Annotated in this window: 17 protein-coding genes and 1 tRNA gene; 10 read left to right on the top strand and 8 right to left on the bottom strand. The window is 68.8% G+C overall.

The window, feature by feature from the left end:
• Window positions 1-133 precede the first annotated feature (133 nt).
• The 3 genes from I7X12_RS08950 to I7X12_RS08960 all read left to right on the top strand — a co-directional run bounded on the left by I7X12_RS08950 (window position 134) and on the right by I7X12_RS08960 (window position 3,955).
• Window positions 134-2,482, top strand: coding sequence for a DEAD/DEAH box helicase (locus I7X12_RS08950; protein ID WP_198063833.1), 2,349 nt, complete (start codon window positions 134-136; stop codon window positions 2,480-2,482).
• A gap of 311 nt (window positions 2,483-2,793) precedes the next feature.
• Window positions 2,794-3,042 (top strand): hypothetical protein, encoded by a 249-nt coding sequence (locus I7X12_RS08955; protein WP_198063954.1) that lies wholly within the window; start codon window positions 2,794-2,796, stop codon window positions 3,040-3,042.
• 193 nt (window positions 3,043-3,235) lie between these two features.
• Complete coding sequence (locus I7X12_RS08960) at window positions 3,236-3,955, top strand: endonuclease NucS domain-containing protein (protein ID WP_198063475.1); 720 nt, start codon at window positions 3,236-3,238, stop codon at window positions 3,953-3,955.
• Between the two features lie 32 nt (window positions 3,956-3,987).
• Here the strand turns inward: I7X12_RS08960 and I7X12_RS08965 are convergent, their stop codons facing one another.
• Window positions 3,988-4,635 (bottom strand): HAD family hydrolase, encoded by a 648-nt coding sequence (locus I7X12_RS08965; protein WP_198063476.1) that lies wholly within the window; start codon window positions 4,633-4,635, stop codon window positions 3,988-3,990.
• Between the two features lie 93 nt (window positions 4,636-4,728).
• Between I7X12_RS08965 and endA the strand changes: the two genes are divergently transcribed.
• Window positions 4,729-5,808 carry a tRNA-intron lyase gene (gene endA / locus I7X12_RS08970; RefSeq protein WP_198063477.1) on the top strand — a complete coding sequence of 360 codons (1,080 nt, stop codon included), beginning with the start codon at window positions 4,729-4,731 and terminating at the stop codon, window positions 5,806-5,808.
• A gap of 362 nt (window positions 5,809-6,170) precedes the next feature.
• Here endA and I7X12_RS08975 read toward each other — a convergent pair whose 3' ends face one another.
• The gene (locus I7X12_RS08975; protein WP_198063478.1) at window positions 6,171-6,875 is read right to left on the bottom strand and encodes a class I SAM-dependent methyltransferase; all 705 of its coding nucleotides are present in this window, start codon (window positions 6,873-6,875) and stop codon (window positions 6,171-6,173) included.
• A 491-nt stretch (window positions 6,876-7,366) separates the two neighbouring features.
• On the opposite strand from I7X12_RS08975, the gene I7X12_RS08980 reads away from it, so the two are divergent.
• The 3 genes from I7X12_RS08980 to I7X12_RS08990 all read left to right on the top strand — a co-directional run bounded on the left by I7X12_RS08980 (window position 7,367) and on the right by I7X12_RS08990 (window position 11,758).
• Window positions 7,367-8,605, top strand: a complete 1,239-nt coding sequence (locus tag I7X12_RS08980) for a Gfo/Idh/MocA family protein (RefSeq protein ID WP_198063479.1) — start codon at window positions 7,367-7,369, stop codon at window positions 8,603-8,605.
• A gap of 88 nt (window positions 8,606-8,693) precedes the next feature.
• Complete coding sequence (locus tag I7X12_RS08985) at window positions 8,694-10,319, top strand: tryptophan--tRNA ligase (RefSeq protein WP_198063480.1); 1,626 nt, start codon at window positions 8,694-8,696, stop codon at window positions 10,317-10,319.
• Window positions 10,320-10,576: 257 nt separating this feature from the next.
• A complete protein-coding gene (locus I7X12_RS08990; RefSeq protein ID WP_232343131.1) occupies window positions 10,577-11,758 on the top strand; it encodes a hypothetical protein in 1,182 nt (393 codons plus the stop codon).
• A gap of 41 nt (window positions 11,759-11,799) precedes the next feature.
• Here the strand turns inward: I7X12_RS08990 and I7X12_RS08995 are convergent, their stop codons facing one another.
• Window positions 11,800-12,015 carry a hypothetical protein gene (locus I7X12_RS08995; protein WP_198063482.1) on the bottom strand — a complete coding sequence of 72 codons (216 nt, stop codon included), beginning with the start codon at window positions 12,013-12,015 and terminating at the stop codon, window positions 11,800-11,802.
• A gap of 511 nt (window positions 12,016-12,526) precedes the next feature.
• Here I7X12_RS08995 and pheS point away from each other — a divergent pair.
• Complete coding sequence (gene pheS / locus I7X12_RS09000) at window positions 12,527-14,050, top strand: phenylalanine--tRNA ligase subunit alpha (RefSeq protein ID WP_198063483.1); 1,524 nt, start codon at window positions 12,527-12,529, stop codon at window positions 14,048-14,050.
• Window positions 14,050-15,849, top strand: coding sequence for a phenylalanine--tRNA ligase beta subunit-related protein (locus I7X12_RS09005; protein ID WP_198063484.1), 1,800 nt, complete (start codon window positions 14,050-14,052; stop codon window positions 15,847-15,849). Before pheS ends, I7X12_RS09005 begins: the two co-directional genes overlap by 1 nt.
• 295 nt (window positions 15,850-16,144) lie before the next feature.
• On the opposite strand, the gene I7X12_RS09010 is transcribed toward I7X12_RS09005, so the two are convergent.
• Window positions 16,145-16,447 carry a MazG nucleotide pyrophosphohydrolase domain-containing protein gene (locus tag I7X12_RS09010; protein WP_198063485.1) on the bottom strand — a complete coding sequence of 101 codons (303 nt, stop codon included), beginning with the start codon at window positions 16,445-16,447 and terminating at the stop codon, window positions 16,145-16,147.
• Window positions 16,448-16,533: 86 nt separating this feature from the next.
• Window positions 16,534-16,965: a universal stress protein gene (locus I7X12_RS09015; RefSeq protein ID WP_198063486.1), complete on the bottom strand. Its 432-nt coding sequence runs from the start codon at window positions 16,963-16,965 to the stop codon at window positions 16,534-16,536.
• 128 nt (window positions 16,966-17,093) lie between these two features.
• Here I7X12_RS09015 and I7X12_RS09020 point away from each other — a divergent pair, with 128 nt between their 5' ends.
• Window positions 17,094-18,101, top strand: a complete 1,008-nt coding sequence (locus I7X12_RS09020; protein ID WP_198063487.1) for an alcohol dehydrogenase catalytic domain-containing protein — start codon at window positions 17,094-17,096, stop codon at window positions 18,099-18,101.
• A gap of 43 nt (window positions 18,102-18,144) precedes the next feature.
• Here I7X12_RS09020 and I7X12_RS09025 read toward each other — a convergent pair.
• The 3 genes from I7X12_RS09025 to larE all read right to left on the bottom strand — a co-directional run bounded on the left by I7X12_RS09025 (window position 18,145) and on the right by larE (window position 20,158).
• Window positions 18,145-18,217 (bottom strand) — tRNA-Gln (locus I7X12_RS09025).
• Window positions 18,218-18,273: 56 nt separating this feature from the next.
• Window positions 18,274-19,137: a homing endonuclease associated repeat-containing protein gene (locus tag I7X12_RS09030; RefSeq protein WP_198063488.1), complete on the bottom strand. Its 864-nt coding sequence runs from the start codon at window positions 19,135-19,137 to the stop codon at window positions 18,274-18,276.
• A gap of 112 nt (window positions 19,138-19,249) precedes the next feature.
• Entirely contained in the window at window positions 19,250-20,158 is a 909-nt protein-coding gene (gene larE, locus I7X12_RS09035; protein WP_198063489.1) for an ATP-dependent sacrificial sulfur transferase LarE, read from the bottom strand.
• Window positions 20,159-20,224 lie beyond the last annotated feature (66 nt).

Below are 20,224 nucleotides of genomic sequence, written 5' to 3' on the forward strand. Positions count from 1 at the left end.
GTCGGTGGACGCCACTTGTCGACCCCCGGGCGTCACCGCGGTCGCCGACCACTTCCGCTCCGCCATAGAAACGCATATGCCGACGGGGAACCCGGTTCCGTCCGTGTCACGGCACGCCGACGGCGAGACGGAGCTGGCGGTCTCGGAGGTGCTGCCCGACTACGCCGGGGCCTTTCCCTTCGAGCGGTTCAACGCCATGCAGTGCGAGGTGTTGCCCGCACTGCTCGACTCGACCGAGAACGTCGTCGTCAGCGCGCCGACCGCAAGCGGCAAGACCGCCCTCGCCGAGGTCGCCATCTGCGAGGCGCTCGAGGCCGACGGGACCGCCCTCTTCCTCGCCCCCTTGCGTGCGCTCACCAACGAGAAGGAGAGCGAGTGGGAACGGTTCGAGGATCTCGGGTATTCAGTCTACGTCGTCACCGGCGAGCGCGACCTGAACCCCCGCAGGGCCGAGCGGGCGGACATCCTCGTGATGACCCCGGAGAAGGCCGACTCGGCCACCCGGAAACACGACTCGCCCCGGTATTCGTTCATCACGGACGTCGACTGCTGCGTCATCGACGAGGTCCACCTGCTCGACTCGGAGAAACGCGGGTCGGTGCTGGAGGTGACGGTGTCGCGCATGCGCCGCCTGTGCGACCCGCGCGTGGTCGCGCTCTCGGCGACGATGCCGAACGTCGACGACGTGGCGGGGTGGCTCGACGCCCCCGCCGACAACACCTTCGAGTTCGGTGACGACTACCGGCCGGTCCCGCTGCACGCCGACGTACGCACCTACGCCCACGGCGACAACGCTTTCGCCGACAAGTACCGCCGCCTGTACCGCGCTCTGGACATCGCCGAGCCGCACGTCCGCGACGAGGGCCAGGCCCTCGTGTTCGTCTCCTCCCGGCAGGACACCGTCCAGGCCGCCAAGAAATCCAGGGACGAGATCGTCGAACGCGACATCCCGATGGGCGCGCGGGGCGACTACGACTTCCACAACGACGCCGCCGAGCTCTCGAACGACACCCTGCGCCAGTCGGTGCTCGACGGCGTCGGCTTCCACCACGCCGGGCTCTCGAAAGAGGACAAGGGCCTCGTCGAGCAGTGGTTCAAGGAGGGGAAACTCCAGTTGCTGTTCTCGACGTCGACGCTGGCGTGGGGTGTCAATCTGCCCGCCCGCTGCGTGGTGATTCGAGACACCAAGCTGCACGACCCGCTGGAGGGGGAGGTCGACATGAGCCCGCTGGACGTGCTCCAGATGCTCGGCCGAGCGGGTCGCCCGGGGTACGACGACAAGGGCTACGCCTGGGTGGTCTGTGACTCCTCGGACGCCGACAAGTACCGCGCGCTGCTCCGGGACGGCAAGGAGATCGAGTCCCGGCTCGCCGAGGACCTGGACGCCCACCTCAACGCCGAGATCGCGCTGGGAACTATCGGCGACATCGAGGACGTGATGGGCTGGCTGGAGACGACCTTCTACTACGTGCGCGCGGCGAGCGCCCCCGACGAGTACGCCTCCGAGAGCGCGCTGCGCGAGCGGGTCAGCGACACGCTGCGCTCGCTCGTGGCCCGGGGGTTCGTCGAACGGGAGGACATGCGCCTCGAACCGACGCCGCTGGGGCGGCTCGCCTCGAAGTTCTACCTGCGGCTCGACACCGCCAGGGAGTTTGCCGACCTCGCCGAGCAAGCCGAGGAAGCGGACGGTCGCCTCGACCAGGACGGTATCCTGCGAGCCATCGCGACCGCCGCGGAGTTCGACAGTGTCAGTGCCCGCTCGGACGAACGCGACGCCGTCGCCGCCGTCCTCGGAGAGACCGACGACCTCGACCCGGGCGGCCGGAAGGTGCTCGCGATCCTCGAATCGCGGATGCGCGGGACCACGCCCGGCGAGCTACAGAGCGACGCGTGGGTCATCACCCAGAACGTGTTGCGACTGCTCGCCGCCCTCCGCGCGTTCCTCGACCGACTGGCCGGCCCCGAGGCCGCGAACCTCGCCCGTCGGATCGAGGCGCGCATCGAGAACGGCATCAGCGACGACGCGGTCGGACTCACCGCCATCGACGGCGTCGGCTCCGGACGCGCGAGCAAGCTCGCCGCCGAGGGGATCACGACGCCCGCTGCGGTCCGCGAGGCGGGCGTCTCGGGGCTACACTCGGCCGGCCTCACCGAGGGCGTCGCCGAGCGCGTCGTCGACAGCGCGGGCGAACTCCCGAACGTCGTCGTCGAGTGGGGCGACTTTCCCGACAGCGTCGCGGCCGGCGAGAACGACATGCAGGAAGTCACCGTCCGCAACGTCGGCGGCGACGCCCGCGCGGGCCTGCGTGTCACGGTCAACGAGGTGGAGATGACGACCAAGAACCGCTATCTCGGCGAGGCGACGCTCCCAGTGGGCGTCTTCGGCGGGAACGCAGACGTCCTGGAGTACGCGATCGAAGTCGCCTTCCCCGAACTCCCGCTGCAGCCCGTCGTCGAGACGCGCTCGGTCCGCGTCGAGTGAGCCGAGACCGGCGACAGCCGAGCGCGCGCGCGCCGACGCACACGGACCCCACCGACCCTGCCGAACGACCGTAGATTCGACCCGAAACGACGCGTCTGTCGACACACGTCGAACGCATACTCGAAATGTCTACTTCCACCTTAGACACGGTTTTAAACGTTCTAGGCTGTTTTGGTCCGGTTGTAAAACGTTAGACTGGCAACTGAATCGTCGGTGAAATGGGGTCGATCGAGGGAAACGACGCGAAATCACGCTAGGGGTCGTTCCTTTATATGGGGTAGTCGATACAAGTGGGAGGTAGGTGACGAACAATGTCCAGCGCTTCCCCGTTCCGTCGGTCCGCCCCTGACCTCCCCTCGACCACCGGTGTCCAGCGCCTCCGAACGCTCGCGGTCGGCTCTGCTCAGTTCGCCGGCTTCTGGTCGGCTATCGCCCTCCCGTTCGCGATGCTCGCGCTGATCGTCTCCGGGTCGGTCGCCCAGCAGGCCCCGCTGTTCGTCTGGCTGTTGTTCGCCAACGTCGTCGCCCTCCGTGTCGGCCACGGTTACAACCAGAACTGACGCGCTCGCGGGCGACTCGCTCGCCCGATACCGCGCCCGTCCCCGCGGTCACCGCTCCCTCCCGCCGTCACCACTCCCTTCCCCCGTCGCCGTTCCCCCCGCCGACGCCCGCTTCTCGTCGTTCCACCCCGAATTCCCGCCGCTCCTCGTTCCGCCCCGAGCTTTAAATCCGAACACGCGACCAGGCCGGCCCATGCACGACGAGGTGCGCGTCGTCGCGGGCGACTGCACGACGACGATGGACGGCCGTAACGAGCGCGAACACCGCGGCGACGTGGTCACGGTGGTCAAGCCGGACAACACGGTGTTGGTCCACGACGCCGACGGCTACCAGCCGGTCGCCTGGCTCACGAGGGCCGACAGCGTCCAGTTCGTCGACGGCGTCCTCGACGCACGCGAGGGCGACCAGCACCTCCGCGTCGAGGTCCACGCCGAGCACGGTGCCGCCCGCCACCCCGTCTCCCGGGCGGGCGTCCCCGTCGGCGACTGTCCGACGTGCGACGAGTCGCTCGTGCTCGCCCGCGGGTCGGTGGTCTGTCGCGACTGCGACGACGAGTACTCGATTCCGCGGGACGGCGCGGTACTCGAGGAGTCGTGTCCGGTCTGTGGCCTCCCCGTGCTCCGGGTGGAGCGGGGCGCCCAGTTCGAGGTCTGTGTCGACCGCGACTGCGAGTCGATCGACGACCGGGTGACCGAACGCTTCGACCGCGAGTGGGACTGTCCGAACTGCGAGGGGGACCTGCGGATCCTCCGCCGCGGTGGGCTGATCGCGGGTTGCGAGCGCTACCCCGAGTGCGACACCGGGTTCGGCGTCCCGACCGGCGTCGTCGACGGGGCCTGCGACTGCGGGCTCCCCGTCTTCGAGACGCCGTCGGGGCGGCGCTGTCTGGATACGGAGTGTGAGAAGACCTGACCGGCGGTCCGCGTGGGCGACAACGGCGGTCGCTACACGCCGTCCGCGCGGGCGAGCAAGTGCTCGCGCAGGGCCGCCGGGGAGTCGGCCACGTAGTCGGCGCCGCTCCGGTCGGTCTCGTCGGCGCTCCCGTGGCGAAAGCCGACGACGTGCATACCTGCCCGCCCGGCCGACTCGATCCCGTGGACCGAATCCTCGACGGCGACGGCGTCGGTCGGGTCGACGCCGACTCGCTCGGCAGCGTGCTCGTAGACGCCCGGCTCTGGTTTCCCGGGCCCGTCGAAGGCGTCGGCGCTGACGACCGCGTCGAAGGTCAGCTCGAAGCGGTCGAGCACGGTGTCGATCCAGTCGTGGGGCGAGGAGGAGACCAGTGCGAGGGTCACCTCGCGCTCGCGGAGCGCCGCGAGCAACTCGTGGGTGCCGTCGAGCAGGCTGACCTCCTCGCCGTAGATCGACGTTGCGGTCTCCTCGTACCACCCGAGGAACGCCTCGCGGTCGGTCTCGATCTCGTAGGTCGCGTCGAGGTAGTCGTAGATCTCCCGGTAGTTCATACCGGTGATCTCGTCGAGATCGAGGTCCTCGAGGCCGACCAGCGGGAGGAGCTGCTCGCGTTCGTAGGGGTGCCAGTAGTCCTCGGAGTCGACGAGAACTCCGTCCATATCGAAACAGATAGCGTCCATGCACCGTGGTCTCCCGGTGGTGTGGTGTGTCTTTTGGCTGTCTTCCAACCCGTAATCGCAGGGGCTTTCCGCGGGGGCGGGTTGCTCTCACACATGCACGCGACGCTCTCGGGGGACGTGGTTCGAGCGGGCGAGCGGGCCCGCGAGCGCTTCTACGACTCCAGCGGCTACGGCCACCCCGTCGACGCCGGCGCGCTCGAACTCGCGCCCGTCGAGGCGGCCCACCTGCTCTACCGCGGCGACCTCGATTCCGTCGAGGGGCCGGACGGCACCGCGATGGACTTCCGTGCGTTCCTCGAATCCGCCGCGGTCTCGGAGATCGCCTTCCTCGTCTACAAGGACCTGCGCGACCGCGGGTTCTACCTCTCGCCCGCACGCGCGGGCTGGTCGGACTCGTCGGCCGCCCGGGCGGCGGTCGACGACCCCGCGGTCGACTTCGTGGTCTACCCCCGGGGCTCGGGCCCGTGGGACGACGAGGTAGCGTATCGCGTCGGCGTCGTCAGCGAGCGGGAGGCCGTTCCCGCGGGGGATCTGGGCGATCTGGTGCTGGCCGTCGTCGACGAGGAGAGCGCGCTCACCTACCTGGCGACCGAGCACCGCGAGGTCTCGGGGACGAGCGAAGCGGAGCTACCGACCGGGGTTTCGGGGGAGCTACTCTCGGACCGACTGTTGCTCTGGGACCCGCCGGCAGCCGTCTACGACCGGGGGTTCTACGGCCAGCCCCTCGACGACCGCGACGGCGACGTGATCCAGCTGTCGCTGCTCGAAGCCGCGTTCCTGGCTCGCGACGGCGTGCTCGACGTGGACGGCGGGGCCGAGGCCGTCGTCGAGCGCGGTCGCGAGGTCGAGGGCGAGCGCTTCGACCGCCGGCTCCGCGTGTACGCGGATCTGCGCGAGCGCGGCCTGGTGCCCAAGACCGGCTACAAGTTCGGCGCCGACTTCCGGACCTACGCCGACGTGGAGTCGGTCGACGATCTGGGCCATTCGGAGTTGCTGATCCGGGTGCTCGACGGTGGACATACGTTCTCGCCGCGGGATCTGGCGCTGGACGTGCGGCTCGCGCACGGGGTTCGCAAGGAGATGGTGTTCGCGCTCGTTGATGGGGATATCAATAGCGGGGGGCCGGACGACGACGGGATCGAGTGGCTGTCCGTGACGCGACTGACGCCGTAGGAGAGGTGGGTGCGTTTGTTTTGACCGCGTTCGACGGTGAGTGCTGCACGCTCTCGACTCGCTCGCTAGCGAACGATTCACTCGCACTTGACAGCGATCGGTGAAAGCCCTCGGCCCGCTCGCGCGGTCTGTGCGGGATATCTTCGCTCCCTGCGGTCGCTCAGATAGTTGCCCGCGCAGACCGCGCCACCGCGCCTCACCCTTTCAGTCCGCCAGGACCACCCCGTACAGCGCCACACCACGTACCTCCCCAGCCGACTCGTTCGCTCTCACTCACTCGTCCCTCGCACGGGACCGCCTCGCGACGAGACGCTCGGCGGCGCGCACCGAGGTGGTTGTTCCCGAGTCGAAACGTCGGGACGCTACTTCGGCACGAACACCAGCGGGTGGTGGCGCCAGGCCCACCGCGTGTCGGGCTTGTCGATCACCGACCAGACGCTCTGAGGCCACGTCCCCAGCGCGTCGTGGATGCGGTCGTACGACAGGAGGTTCTCGCCGTCGAGCAGGAGCCGAAAGCGGTCCTCGAAGCGGTCGGCGTCGAACTGCGAATCCTCGCCGAGGAACTCGTCGGGGTTCTCGGCCATCCGCCGCCAGTGAGCGCGGGCGAGGCGGTTCTGATAGTTGAACACGAGGTAGCCGCCGGGCGCGACGCCGTCGTACATCGCGCCCAGGGCGTCCTCGACCTCGCGGACGTAGCAGAGGGTGAAATACGAGAAGACCAGATCGAACTCCCGACCGGGGTCGAACTCGGGGAGGGTCGTCTGCTCGAAGTCCACGTTCACGCCTCGCTCGCGTGCGCGCTCGCGGTTCTCCGCGAGGACGGGCTCGGCGGCGTCGTAGCCGACCACGTCGGCCTCTGGGTAGCGCTCGGCGACCGCGAAGGCGACGTGACCGGGGCCACAGCCCACGTCGGCGACGGCGTCGGGGCGGCCGGTCTCGGCGAGGAAGTCGACGACGGCGTCGGTAGCGTGGTGGGCGCTCGGCGCCGCGTTGGCCCGGTCGCCCTCGTCGGCGTCGGTCCAGAAACTGTGCCAGTCGATGGTGTCTGGGTGGGTTGCGTCGGTCATGCGGTAGTCGGTCGCTGTCGTCCGTGTGTCGATGCCTCGCGGGTCCGCGACACCGGTCAGGTCTCCTCGCTCGCGGCGTCGCCGTCGCGCCCCGCGTCGGCCACTTCATCGTCGCAGTCGTCCGTCCCCGATCCGTCGGCGGTCGTGAGTCCGTATGGTTCGAGTACTGTCATGTGGGCGTAGCCGTGGCTGGTCGGCGAGCGGTGCGTCCGGGCCGGAACGGCCGAGAGACCTCGACGCTCTCGGGATACCAGTATAGTTGCGACTCCCGGATAAAAATTACTACTTCGGTTAACTTTACTTCTTACTTACAAATTCGCACGCCTGGTATTTATAGATTGCGGCGACCGGGTGCGGAGCCGTCCGACGGCCCGTCGGCAGGTCTATCCATGTCGAGGGTGGGTCCGGGTGGGTCCGGGTGGGTCCGGGCGGGTCCGGGTCGGTCGGTCTCGCCCCTGGTCTTTTTCGAGACCGAGTCCGACCAGGGATGTATGTCTCGAGAATCGCTCGGTATCGGGTTCGTCGGTGCGGGGTCCATCACCAGCGAGTTCCACGCGCCGTCGCTGAAGCGCATCCGGCGGGCGGAGGCCGCGGGCGTGATGAATCCGACTCGGGAGAAAGCCGAGACGGTCGCCGAGGACCTCCGCGAGGCCGACTGCGGGGACCCGATCGTCACCGACGACGTGCAGGAACTCGTCGCCGAACCCGCCGTCGACGCCGTCTGGGTGACGAGCCCGAACCACACCCGTGTCGAGACGGTCCGCGCCATCGTCGAAGCGGTCGAGCAGGGCGACGCCGAACTGGCCGGCGTCGCGATCGAGAAGCCGCTCGCGCGCACCGTCGCCGAGGCGCGGGAAGTCGTCGATCTGGTCGAACGTGCGGGGTTGGCCCACGCGTATCTGGAGAACCAGGTATACATGCCCGGCGTCGAGCGGCTGCGCGAGCTGCTGTGGGAGGGCGCCGAGTCGAGCGGTCGCCCCTACCTCGCACGCGCGGCCGAGGAACACGCCGGCCCGCACTCGGCGTGGTTCTGGGACGGCGAGAAACAGGGCGGCGGTGTCCTCAACGACATGGGCTGTCACTCCCACGAGGTCAACCGGCACCTCCTCTCGCCGCCGGGGGAAGACGACCTGACGCCGAAAGCGGTGACGGCCGACATCTCGACGCTGAAGTGGGACCGCGAGGAGTACGCCGACGAACTCGCCGAGGAGTACGGCGTCGACTTTCGCTCGGCGCCGACCGAGGACTACGCGCGGACGACGGTGTACTACGAGACGCCGGACGGCGAGGTGGTCGTCGGCGAGACGACCAACTCCTGGTCGTTCGTCGGCTCCGGCCTGCGCATCAGCATCGAGCTACTGGGGCCGGAGTACTCCGGCCGGGTCGACACGCTGGAGTCGGGGACGAACGTGTTCTTCTCGGACGCGGCGACCGACGAGGCGGGCTACGCCGTCGAGAAACAGCAGGCCAACCAGGGGCAGATGTCCGTCCTCCCCGACGAGGGCGGCGTCTACGGCTACCCCGCCCAGAACGAACACGTCGTCGAGTCGTTCCTCGCCGGCGAGAACGCCCGCGAGGACCTCTCGGACGGACTCACGGTCGTCAGGCTCTGCATGGCGTCGTACCTCGCGGCCGAGCGCGGCGAGCGGGTCGCCCTCGACGACGCGGAGCTGGCCGAGTACGTGCCTGAACCGGCTCGCGGCGAGTTCGACGGTGCGCCGGAGTTCTGACGGCCCCTGCCGCCGGCCTGCCGGAGCTGTGAGCGGGTGGGCAAAGCGAACGCTATTAGTGCGTGTCGGCGCGAGTACATCCCAATCGATGACATCCGATTCGCCCGATTCAGACGCGCCGGAGGGGGACGCGTTGCGTGCCGACGGCGGGGTCGACGCCGAAGGCGCCGACGACACGACGCTGGACCCGTGGGGCTCGGCGACCGTCTCGGACTACCGCAAGCTGTTCGCCGAGTTCGGTATCGAGGAGTTCGACGAGGTCCTGCCCGAGGTTCCGGACCCCCACTACTTGATGCGCCGCGGAGTCATCTTCGGCCACCGCGACTACCGCCCGGTCGCCCGCGCGATGCGCGACGGCGAAGACTTCGCCGCCCTGTCGGGCTTCATGCCCACCGGCGACCCGCACATCGGCCACAAACTCGTCTTCGACGAGATCGTCTGGCACCAGCAGCAGGGCGGCGACGCCTACGGTCTCATCGCCGACCTGGAGGCCCACAGCGCCCGCGGGCTCACCTGGGAGGAGATCGACACCCACGCCACCGACTACATCCTCTCGCTGCTCGCCCTGGGTTTCGACCCCGAGGACGGCGAGTTGTATCGCCAATCCACGAACCGGGAGGTCCAGGATCTCGCCTTCGAACTCGGCGTCGAGGCGAACTTCTCGGAGCTGCAGGCGATCTACGACTTCGACGGCGAGACGGACGTCTCGCACATGCAGAGCGTCGTCACGCAGATGGCCGACATCCTCTACCCGCAGACCAGCGAGCCCCGTCCCACCGTGATCCCGGTCGGGCCCGACCAGGACCCGCACATGCGCCTCGCTCGCGATCTGGCCGCGCGGATGCGGTACTTCCGCGTCACCGAAGCGTTCGCCGGCTTCGAGGTCGACGAGGACGAACGGGTTCTCCTCGGCGAAGTCTACGAGTCGCTGACGGCCCGGGAGGGCGACGCGACCAGCGGGGACGGCGATGGCGACGACACGCTGCGCTGTGAAGACGCCGCCGCCGCGCTGCGTGCCGACCGCGAATCCTACGAGGCGGCGGGCTACGACGGGGCGACCGTCGAGGCGGTCCTCGAAAAGCTGGAGAACGCCGGCATGGAGCCGATCCGCCGTCGGACTCGCTTCCTCGGGCGCAACGCGACCGACGCCACCTTCGACGCGCTGATCGAGGCGGTCGACGGCGAGAAGCGCGTCTACGACGAGCACGTCGACGCCTTCGAGCTCTCCCACGAGGCGGCGGAAGATCTCGCTCGCGAGGTCGAACTCGACCACGGCGGCTACGGCTTCGTCCCGCCCTCGTCGATCTACCACCGCTTCATGACCGGGCTCACCGGCGGCAAGATGTCGTCGTCGGTGCCCGCCTCGCACATCTCCCTGCTCGACGACCCCGACGAGGGCTACGACAAGGTGAAGGCGGCGACGACCGGCGGGCGCCAGTCCGCCGAAGAGCAGCGCGAACTCGGCGGCGAGGCCGACGAGTGCCCCGTCTACGAGCTGTACGCCTACCTGCTGGCCGGCGACGACGACGAACTCGCCACGGAGGTCTACGAGGAGTGTGTCGGCGGCGAGCGTCTCTGTGGCGGCTGCAAGGAGCAGGCCGCCGAGTTGATGGCCGAGTTCCTCGAGGACCACCAGGACAGACGCGCCGAGTGGGCCGACCGGCTGGACGAACTCGACGTCGACCTCGACGTGGCGGCCGACCGACGGGGCTAACGGGCCCGACCACAGCGAGGACCGCGGGAGGCGAACGGCCGACGGATCGGCGCGACCCCCGCGATCGTTCGGTACACCGCTCGTTCGGAGCGGCGCCGTCGTCCCGTCCGGCGCGTCTTCCGTAGGACTCCTGCACGCACGCTGGGTGATTTCCCAAGGATAATGTGGGTGAATGACATACGAACGGTCGGATGACTGACAGTGGCAGTGGACGGGGTGGTATCGATATCGAAGAGCGAGGCCGGACGGGTCGTGCGATGACGACGGTCCGGTCGCTCGCGATCGTCGCGCTGGTCGTCACGGCCGCCAGTCTCGCCGGATGTGGGATGCTCGGCGGAGGCGGTGGCGGCGGTGACGGCGGCGACAGCGAAGCGCAGGGGAACGTCGACGCGCCCCGCGAGGTCGCCGAACCCATGGACCCCTCGGCGACCGAGGTCTTCGATCGCGTCACCGAGATCATGGGCGTCGAGGCCGAGGCGCCGGGCGTCAGGGTGACGAACCTGCCGACCAGCCGCAACGTGTCGTCCCCGTTCGTGACCGCGATGGTGGGGCTACCCGACGACCCCCAACGGCTGACGAACCCCATCAACGCGACGTACGACCCCGAGGAGAACTCGGTCCTGTTCAACGACGAGGCCGTCTTCGACCTCAACGGCTCCCAGATCGAGTACCAGCTCGCCTACAACATCGCGCTCGGGCTCCACTACCAGAACGACTGGATCGACGACGAGGACTCCCAGAGTGCCGTCTTGCGGGGGACGCTGAACGCCGTCATGCGCGAGTACACCGACGAACACATGGACACGAACTACGTCGACGCGTACGACTCCGCGGAGGCGGCCTTCGAGTCGACCACCGCCTACGAGTGGGCCACTTACGAGGCGCTGAACTACTACGGCGCCGAGTACGTCGCCTCCCAGACCGACTCCGCCAGCGATATCCAGTCGATCTACGAGGGCGGCGTCCCCGAGACGACCGAGCAACTGCTCCACGACACCGACGAGGGGGCGACCGACCTCTCGGTGACGACCAACGTATCGAACTGGTGGATCGACGAGCGGATGCCACGTCTAGAGGCGACGCTCGGTGAGCTCGGGACTCGCGCGGTCCTCCGGAGCCAACTCTCGGCCTCGGAGGCCACCGCGGCGGCCGACGGCTGGGGCAACGACACCGGGATGGCGTTCACCTCGGCCCGCAACGAGTCGGCCGGCGCCGTCTGGGTCCACAGCTGGGATTCGGCGAGCGAGGCCGACGAGTTCGCGAACGCGACCGAGGCTTACGCCGAGGCCAGGGCCGACGGTACGTACGCCGTCAACGTCACGCGGCCCGCGGAGGACACGACCGTCGTGGTCGCTCACCGCGGGACGTTCATGCAGAACGCGGAGATCACGTACGCCGGCGGGACCGTCGAGGTCGTCGTCGGCGGCGGCTCGTCGTAGAATCGACTGCGACTCTCCGTTTTCCACGGTCGTAGCGACCGTTACTCTTCGATCTCGATTTCGATCGGTTCGGTGGCAGGCTCGACGGAGCCGGCCTCGAGGCGCTCGGCCAGCCGCCAGCTCGCGACGGCCCCGAGCGTCCCGAGGGCGACACCGGCTCGGACCCCGGTGTCCCGGTCGCGCAGGAGTCGACCGAGGACGTACCCCACGAGGAAGTTGATCGCGAAGTTGAGCACGGCGCTGCGAGTGCGGTCCATACGCGCCCTTTGTGACCCGAAGGCATAGACGTTGCCTCGCGGTCGCCGCCGGACGGCAGCCGCGGTCGCCGAGTCCGGAACCCTTTTGCGCGGCGCCGTGAATTGCTCTCACATGGCACCCGAACCCACGACGGGACGGCCCGCCTCGCGGTCGCGCCTCGCCTGCCAGCCTGCGGCCTCGCGGCCCGGGTTCGGGTTTTTCGCCGGTGCCTGACGGACGGCGGACGCCCGGACCCGACGGTTCGTGCCGAAACAAACCTCGGGGGTCCCGGCGGAAACCGTCCGCGTCGGCTCGCGGGGCGAGCGGAGACCGCTGCTCCGCGCTCGCTCGTTTCGGTGACGCGACCTCGCACCTCGCGGGTCGCTCCGCTCCCCGCTCGTATCGCCGAGGTCCTCGCTTCGTCTGCTCACGGCGCTTCGCGCCGTTCGCACGGCACGAGGGACCGACGGTCCCTCGCCGCTCGGACCTCGCAACCGTTAACTGACGACCACGCAGATTCACGACCAACGAATGAAACTTCCGGAAACGCAGGTCGCCGTGCTCGAAGCCGCGAGCGCGGACGACCCCACGCCAGTCGAACGGATCGCCGAGGAGACCGGCGAGCAAGCCCAGGCGGTGGCCGGCGCCGCCTTCGAACTCGAAGAGCAGGGCTTGCTCGCCGTCACCGAACGGACCGAGGCCGACCTCGTCCTGACCCAGGAGGGCGAACAGTACGCCTTCGAGGGCCTGCCCGAACACTCGCTGTGGGTCGGCGCCCTCTCCGGCGGCGCCGACGAGGAGCCGATGGAACTCGGCAAGGCCATCGGGCCCGCCGGCCTGCAGGGCGAGCAGGTCGACATCGCGCTGTCGAACTTCGCCCGGAAGGGGATGGGGACCATCGACAGCGGCACCATCACCGTCGACCCCGAGTTCGATCCCGACTCCGACTCCGAGTCCGACCTCCTCAAGCGGCTCCAGGACGAAGCGGTCGACCCCGACGAGGTCGACGAGGAACTCGTGGCCGCGCTCGAACGCCGCGGGCTCGTCGAGGTCGAGGAGTCGACGGTGCGTGAGGTCGCGCTGACCGACGAGGGCGTCACCGCGATGATGGAGGGCGTCGACGTCGCCGAGACCGTCGGCCAAGTCACGCCGGAACTGCTCACCTCCGGCGAGTGGGAGGAGGTCGAGTTCGCCGAGTACAACGTCCAGGCCGACGCGGAGACGGTCCACGGCGGCAAGCCCCACGCGCTGCGGGAGATGTCCGAGCGCGTCAAGGACGTGCTCGTCGGCATGGGATTCCAGGAGATGCAGGGGCCACACGTCGACGCCGACTTCTTCATCAACGACTGCCTGTTCATGCCCCAGGACCACCCGGCGCGCAACCACTGGGACCGGTTCGCCCTCGAAGAACCCGCCCAGATGGACCGGGAGAACCTCCCGCCGGACCTGGTGGATCGGGTCGAGGCCGCCCACCGCGACGGCGTCGGCCCCGACGGCGAGGGGTACCACTCCCCCTGGGACGAGGACTTCGCCCGCGCGCTCGCGCTCCGGGGCCACACGACGAACCTCTCGGTGCGCCACCTCGCCGGCCTCGCCGAGGGCGACCTCGAACCGCCCCAGCGATACTTCTCCATCGAGAAGGCCTACCGCAACGACACGCTCGACTCGACGCACCTGCTGGAGTTCTTCCAGATCGAGGGGTGGGTCATGGCCGAGGATCTCTCGGTGCGGGACCTGATGGGCACGTTCACCGAGTTCTACGAGCAGTTCGGCATCACCGACGTCCAGTTCAAACCCCACTACAACCCCTACACCGAGCCGAGCTTCGAACTGTTCGGCCGCCACCCTGAAACTGGGGAGCTCATCGAGATCGGGAACTCGGGTATCTTCCGCCCGGAGATGCTCGAACCGCTCGGCGTCGAGGCCGACGTGATGGCCTGGGGGCTGGCGCTCGAACGCCTGTTCATGCTCGCGACCGGCGCCGAAGACATCCGCGACGTGCACGGCACGCTCGTGGATCTCGACTTCCTGCGCAACGAGGAGGTGGTGTACTGATGCCAACAGTCGAAATCGACCCCGACGAACTCCGCGAGTTGACCGGCCACGACGAGAAGAGCGACGACGAACTCCGCGAGGACATGTTCGCCCTCGGCCTCGAGTACGAGGGCGAGACCGACGACGGCGAGTTCGAACTCGAGTTCGCGCCCGACCGACTGGACCGCCTCTCGGTCGAGGGCGTCGCCCGCTCGCTACGCTACCAGTACGGCGACGACCGTGGCGTCTACGTCCCGACGACCAACGACGCCGACTGGACCATCGAGGTCGATTCGGACGTGCCCGACGAGCGCCCGTACGTCACCGGCGCCGTCGTCCGCGGACTGGACATGGACGAGGCCGCCCTCGAGTCGCTCATCCAGCTCCAGGAGAAGCTCCACGCGACGATGGGCCGCCAGCGGGCCAAAGGCGCTATCGGTGTCCACGATCTGACCATGCTGAAAGGTCAGGTCGGCGCCCGCGGCGGCGAGGACACCCCCGAAGAGGAGGACGACCCCCGGACCGAAGTCGCCCCCTCCGGCGGCAAGTCCGTCCGCTACACCGGTATCGGCCGCCGAGGCGACCGATTCGTCCCTCTGGAGGAGAACCACGAGATGACCCCCCAGGAGGTGCTGATGGCTCACCACACCGCCAACAAGTTCGCCGACCTGGTCGACGACTACGAGTCGATGCCGGCCATCTACGACGACGTCGGGATGTTCTCGTTCCCGCCGATCATCAACGGCAAGCGCACGGAGGTCACCACCGACTCCCGCGATCTGTTCGTCGAGATGACCGGCACCGACCAGTGGACGATCGACCACATGCTCAACATCGTCTGCTACGCGCTCGATGCCCGCGGCGGTCGCGTCGAGGAAGTCGCGGTCGAATATACGGACGACGCCAGCGGCGACTACGCCGGCAACACGCTCGTCCGCCCGAACTTCGACACCAGGACCAAGACCGTCGACCACCCCGCCATCGAGTCGATGCTCGGCGTCGATCTGGACGGCGAGGAGGTCGTCGACCTGATGCAGCGGGCCGGCCTCGACGCGGAGGCCGAGGACTACGATGCTGGCGAGGACGCCCTCGCCTACGAGGTCGAGATCCCGCCCTACCGCGTCGACGTGCTCCACCCCGTCGACGTGATCGACGACGTGGGCCGAGCCTTCGGGTTCAACGAACTCGACCCGAAGTATCCCGACGTGTCGACCGTCGGCGGCCGTCACGAGCGTTCCCGACTGGAACGGGCCACCCGCGAGACGCTCGTCGGCCTCGGCTTCGAGGACCTGCTGAACTTCCACCTCGTCAGTGAGGAGGCCAACTACGACCGTATCGGGATCGAGCGCGGCAGCGCCGCGCTGGGCGGCGGCGAGCCCGCCGTCATCGGCGAACCGTACAGCGAGGACTACGAGATCGTCCGCACCTGGGCGCTGCCCTCGGTCATGCTCGTCCTGGAGAACAACACTCACCGCGCGTACCCTCAGCACCTCTCGGAGGTCGGCCTCGCCATCGAGCAGGACGAGACCCAGCCGACGCTGGTCGACGAGCGCCACACCGTCGCGGCCGCCGTCGCCGACCACGACGCATCCTACGAGGACGCCAAGGCTTCCTTGCAGGCGCTGTGTCGCGCCTTCGACGTCGACCTGGCCACCCCGCCGACCGACCACCCGACGTTCATCTCCGGGCGCACCGCCGACGTGATCATCGACGGCCGGAAGGCCGGTGTCATCGGCGAAGTTCACCCCAAGGTGCTCGTCGAGTACGACCTGGAAGTGCCCGTCGCCGCCTTCGAGTTCGACCTGGACGCGCTACGGTAGCACCGCGAGCGAACAGTGCGAGGCGCGAGGTTACCGAGCGCCTCGGTGTGAACGGGGAACGAAGTGACCCGTGAACTGAGCGAGCGTCTTTTTGCCCCATCTTTTTGCGGTGAGCAGTGCCCGCAGCCCGGCGTCGCCGGGCGAGGACACCCGAACCGGAAAAAGGTGGTCGCAGTACGACCTGGAAGTGCCCGTCGCCGCCTTCGAGTTCGACCTGGACGCGCTACGAAACGACTGAACGCGGATCCGCCCCCTCTCACGGGCCGCTTTCGGTGGTCCCCACTGCGGTCGGCAGTCACTCCGAGCCGGCCGACCCCGACTCGTCGAGCCGGCGCTCGTACTTCGCCAGCGAGGTCTCCAGAGCGTCCTCGGCGTCGATGTCCAGCGCGTCGGCGGTCGCCAGCAGCGCGAAGACGGCGTCGCCGAGTTCGTCTTCGCTGACCGTCAGCTCCTCCGGGGCGGCGCCGTACTCACTGGACGTGGCGGCGTCGCCGGCGATCTCGCCCACCTCGGCGGCCAGATCCAGCACCCGGTAGGCCGGGTCGGCGCCCATGTCGTGTTCGTCGACGAACGCGGCGACGCGGTCCTGTGCGTCCATGGGTCGAGATCGCCCCGTCCAAACAAAACGGTTCGGCGGCGAGTGCAGCGGTACGACCGTCCCGTCGGTCGCCGGTCACGACCGTCTCACCGAACGACGGTCACGGTCACGGGCGCTTCGCCGACGACGGTCGTCGCGACGGTGCCGAGGAGTCGGCGGCCGATATCGGAGCGGTCGCCGCCGTGACCGCCCATGACGACGTGGTCGACGCCGAGGTCGTCGACGGTCGCCAGGATTGTCTCGGCGGGGTCGCCCGTCTCGACGACGGGCTCGACGGTCCGGTCGGCCTCGGCGGCGGCCTCGCGAGCGCGCTCGACGAGCCGCTCGGCGCGCTCGCGGGCCTCGGCCTGCCGCTCGTCGCCGGGTTCGAGAACGCCGCCCTCGGTCATCGAGGCGTCGAGCGGCGTGACGACGTTCAGGACGGTGACGCGGCAGTCGAACGTCTCCAGCGCGTGGGCGAGCGCGTCGTCCGCGAGTGGAGACCCGTCCAGCGGAACGAGCACGTGCGATGGGGCCATACCCGGAGAGAGCAGGCCACGACACAAGTATCTACGGCGCCGCGTGCGGCGGGGACTCACCCGTCGGAGCGCCCGACGGACTCGCCGCCGCCGTCGAACTCTTGACCGTCGGCCACCGATCGCGACCCATGCAAGCCGCAGCGTTCACCGACCTCGTCGGCCCCGAAGGCGTAGGCGTGGTCGACCGCCCCGACCCCGAGCCCGACCGAGACGAGGCCGTCGTCGACGTCGAAGCCTGCTCGATCAACCGCCACGACCTGTGGATCCTGGAAGGCGACTCCGCGATGGTCGACGCCGACGACCTCCCGTTCGTCTCCGGGCTCGACGTGGCCGGGACCGTCCGCGAGGTGGGTCCCGACGTATCGACCGTCGAACCGGGCGACCGCGTCGTCCTCTGCCCCAACGAGACGTGCGGGCGGTGTCGATTCTGTCGTGAAGGCCCCGAAAACCTCTGTGAGAACTTCTCGCTGTATCACGGCGGGCTGGCCGAGCGAGCGCGCGTGAGCGCCGACCGACTCGTCGCCCTCCCCGACGGTATCGACGCGACGACCGCCGCCGCGCTCCCGACGGCGTACGTGACCGCCTACCGGATGCTCCAGCGCGCCGACGTGGAGGCGAGCGACCGCGTGTTCGTCCCCGGCGCGACCGGCGGCGTCGGCGTCGCCACCGTTCAACTGTGCGACGCCCTCGGCCTCGAATCCGTCGGGACCTCCCGCTCGGCCGCGAAACTCGACCGCGTTCGCGCGGTCGGCCTCGACCGAGGGATCGAATCGGGCGACGTCGACGAGATCGAGGCGGCGATCGACGAACCGGTCGACGCCGTACTCAACCACCTCGGCGGCGCGTACTCGAAGGTGGGCCAGTCGGTGCTGCGCCGCGGCGGGACCATGGTCGTCTGCGGACGTACGGCCGGCGGAACGTCCGAATTCGACGTGGCCGATCTGTTTCTGGCCCACAAGCGGATCGTCGGCTCGACGATGGGCACCCAGCCCGACCTACAGCGGCTGGTCGAACTCGTCGCCGACGAGGCGTTCTCGCCCGTGATCGACGAGACCTACCCGCTCGCCGAGACCGGCGCAGCGTTCGCCGCGATGCAAGAACGGGAGAGCGTCGGGAAGCTAGTGGTCGAGCCGTAGCGGCGGAGAAACTCGACGCTCGTCGACGAAGTGTCAGAAAACATAGTCCTGGGAGGATTCGAACCTCCGTCGTAGCCCCCAGAAGGCTACATGATTGGCCACTACACCACAGGACTTCACTCAGTTATACTGCGGTCCCGTATTTCAGTGTTGCGGACTCGTACGCGCCGTGTTACCGTGTTTCAGTCGCTTTCGCTCCGCCGTTTTCCTCGACGGTCGGAGGGGCGAAGTGCTCCCGTCGGTGGCAGTTCGCACAGAGAACGACACAGCGGTCGACTTCCGTTCGGACTTCGCTCTCCTCGGCGCCGTCGGAGATCAGTTGTCCCACCGATCCCGACTTCTCGTCGGGGTCCGAGTGATGGAACTGGAGACACACCGGGTCCGTCTCGGAGCAGCGGCGACAGCCGCGCTCGGCCCGACGCTCGTGGGACCACCGGCGCAGGCGCTCTCGTTTCGTCCGCGGTCCGTCCGCGCGGCCGACGACCGCCGGCCGCCGGTCGTGTCGTCTCCGATGGCAGTTGGCGCAGACCACGTCGCACTTCTCGAATTCTCTCCGGAGCGCCTCGCGGCCGTGGCCGTGCGTGATCAGGTCGGTAACGGCCATCTCCTTCTCGGCGCTGTCCCGGTGGTGGAAATCCAGACAGGCCGGGTCTGACTCGCCGCAGTCGACACACCCCCGTTCGCGCTTCCGGTCGTTGACCCACGCGCGAAGCCTCGCCCGCCGACGCAACGTCCGCTCGGTATTGTGCTCCGCGTTCCGATAGTGCCAGCGCTGATCCTGCGAGAGGTCTTCCCACGACATCTCGTCGGGGAGTTCGACTCCCTCGGGTTTCGGAGCGACCCGAGACCCGCGCGACGTGCTCGTCGACAACCCCGCCCGCTCTTTCGCGTCGTTCCACCCGCCGACGACTCGCAGAATCGTCGACGCCGCCGGCGTCAGTCCCAGTTCCTCGTACTGCGCCTTCGACGGTGACTCCCCCAGTCGTCGTGCGGCCTCCCGCAGCGACTCGATACACTCGGACTCCGTCGTCGCCATGGACACGGCGACTTGCCTCCGCTCTGTGTCAAAAAGTCTCGGACCACCCCGACCGACGCACTCGCTCGTACACCGGTCGGCGCCGATTCGACGTGCGGCACCCTCGGACCGCTCAGATCTCGTCGGCGGTCGGGTAGTCGGTGCCGAACACGTCCTCGACGACGGCGTCGTCGTCGGTCTCGGATTGGGTGTCTTCGTCGCCTTCCCCTTCCTCGGCGGGACTGACGCTCCCCGTCCGGTAGCCGTCGAGGTCCAGCGTCACGTGGTCGAAGCCGAGTTCGCCGATGTACTGGCGGGCGGCGCGGACGAACTCGGGGTCCAGCGCGTCTTCGAGTTCGTCCTCACCGACCTCGATGCGGGCGATACCGTCGTGGTCGCGGACGCGAAACTGCTCGAAGCCCCAAGTCCGCAGGACGGTCTCGGCCTGTTCGATGCGCCCGAGACGCTCCTCGGTGACCTCCAGACCGGTCGGGATCCGCGAGGAGAGACAGGCCATCGAGGGCTTGTCCGCCACCGAGAGGCCGTAGTCGTCGGCGATCTCACGGACCTCCGACTTGGCGATGTCGTGTTTCAGCAGGGGGGAGTAGGCGTCGAGTTCGTCGACGGCCTGCAGGCCGGGGCGGTGGCCCTCACCGGGGTCGGAGGCGTTGGTGCCGTCACAGACCACGTCGATGCCGAGCTCCTCGGCGTGGTCGAACATCGCGCCCAGCCGCATGGTGCGACAGTGATAGCAGCGGTCGTCGCCGTTCTCGACGAACGCCTGGCTGTCGAGTTCGGAGAACTCGACGACCTCGTGGCGGATACCGATCTCGTCGGCGACGCGGCGGGCGTCGTCGAGTTCGGCGTCGGGGAGCGTCTCGCTTTTGGCCGTGCAGGCGACGGCGTCGTCGCCGAGCGCGTCGTGGGCGATGGCGGCGACGGCGCTGGAGTCCACACCACCGGAGAAGGCGACGAGGACGCCGTCGCGGTCGGCCAGGTCGGCGCGCGCGGCGGCGAGCTTGTCGGCGACCGAAGTGCTCATCGCAGGCGATTCGGTGTGAACGGGCAAAAGCCCGTTGTTCGCCGTCGCCGCCGGCGAGTGCTTGCC

Origin of the sequence: Halosimplex litoreum, assembly GCF_016065055.1 — an archaeon.
Lineage (GTDB): Archaea > Halobacteriota > Halobacteria > Halobacteriales > Haloarculaceae > Halosimplex > Halosimplex litoreum.

Excerpts from the sequence above, each read along its gene's own strand:
- I7X12_RS08955 (WP_198063954.1), top strand. The coding sequence starts at position 2,794 with ATGTCCAGCGCTTCCCCGTTCCGTCGGTCCGCCCCTGACCTCCCCTCG.
- I7X12_RS08960 (WP_198063475.1), top strand. The coding sequence starts at position 3,236 with ATGCACGACGAGGTGCGCGTCGTCGCGGGCGACTGCACGACGACGATG.
- I7X12_RS08965 (WP_198063476.1), bottom strand. The coding sequence starts at position 4,635 with ATGGACGCTATCTGTTTCGATATGGACGGAGTTCTCGTCGACTCCGAG.
- endA (WP_198063477.1), top strand. The coding sequence starts at position 4,729 with ATGCACGCGACGCTCTCGGGGGACGTGGTTCGAGCGGGCGAGCGGGCC.
- I7X12_RS08975 (WP_198063478.1), bottom strand. The coding sequence starts at position 6,875 with ATGACCGACGCAACCCACCCAGACACCATCGACTGGCACAGTTTCTGG.
- I7X12_RS08980 (WP_198063479.1), top strand. The coding sequence starts at position 7,367 with ATGTCTCGAGAATCGCTCGGTATCGGGTTCGTCGGTGCGGGGTCCATC.
- I7X12_RS08985 (WP_198063480.1), top strand. The coding sequence starts at position 8,694 with ATGACATCCGATTCGCCCGATTCAGACGCGCCGGAGGGGGACGCGTTG.
- I7X12_RS08990 (WP_232343131.1), top strand. The coding sequence starts at position 10,577 with ATGACGACGGTCCGGTCGCTCGCGATCGTCGCGCTGGTCGTCACGGCC.
- I7X12_RS08995 (WP_198063482.1), bottom strand. The coding sequence starts at position 12,015 with ATGGACCGCACTCGCAGCGCCGTGCTCAACTTCGCGATCAACTTCCTC.
- pheS (WP_198063483.1), top strand. The coding sequence starts at position 12,527 with ATGAAACTTCCGGAAACGCAGGTCGCCGTGCTCGAAGCCGCGAGCGCG.
- I7X12_RS09005 (WP_198063484.1), top strand. The coding sequence starts at position 14,050 with ATGCCAACAGTCGAAATCGACCCCGACGAACTCCGCGAGTTGACCGGC.
- I7X12_RS09010 (WP_198063485.1), bottom strand. The coding sequence starts at position 16,447 with ATGGACGCACAGGACCGCGTCGCCGCGTTCGTCGACGAACACGACATG.
- I7X12_RS09015 (WP_198063486.1), bottom strand. The coding sequence starts at position 16,965 with ATGGCCCCATCGCACGTGCTCGTTCCGCTGGACGGGTCTCCACTCGCG.
- I7X12_RS09020 (WP_198063487.1), top strand. The coding sequence starts at position 17,094 with ATGCAAGCCGCAGCGTTCACCGACCTCGTCGGCCCCGAAGGCGTAGGC.
- I7X12_RS09030 (WP_198063488.1), bottom strand. The coding sequence starts at position 19,137 with ATGGCGACGACGGAGTCCGAGTGTATCGAGTCGCTGCGGGAGGCCGCA.
- larE (WP_198063489.1), bottom strand. The coding sequence starts at position 20,158 with ATGAGCACTTCGGTCGCCGACAAGCTCGCCGCCGCGCGCGCCGACCTG.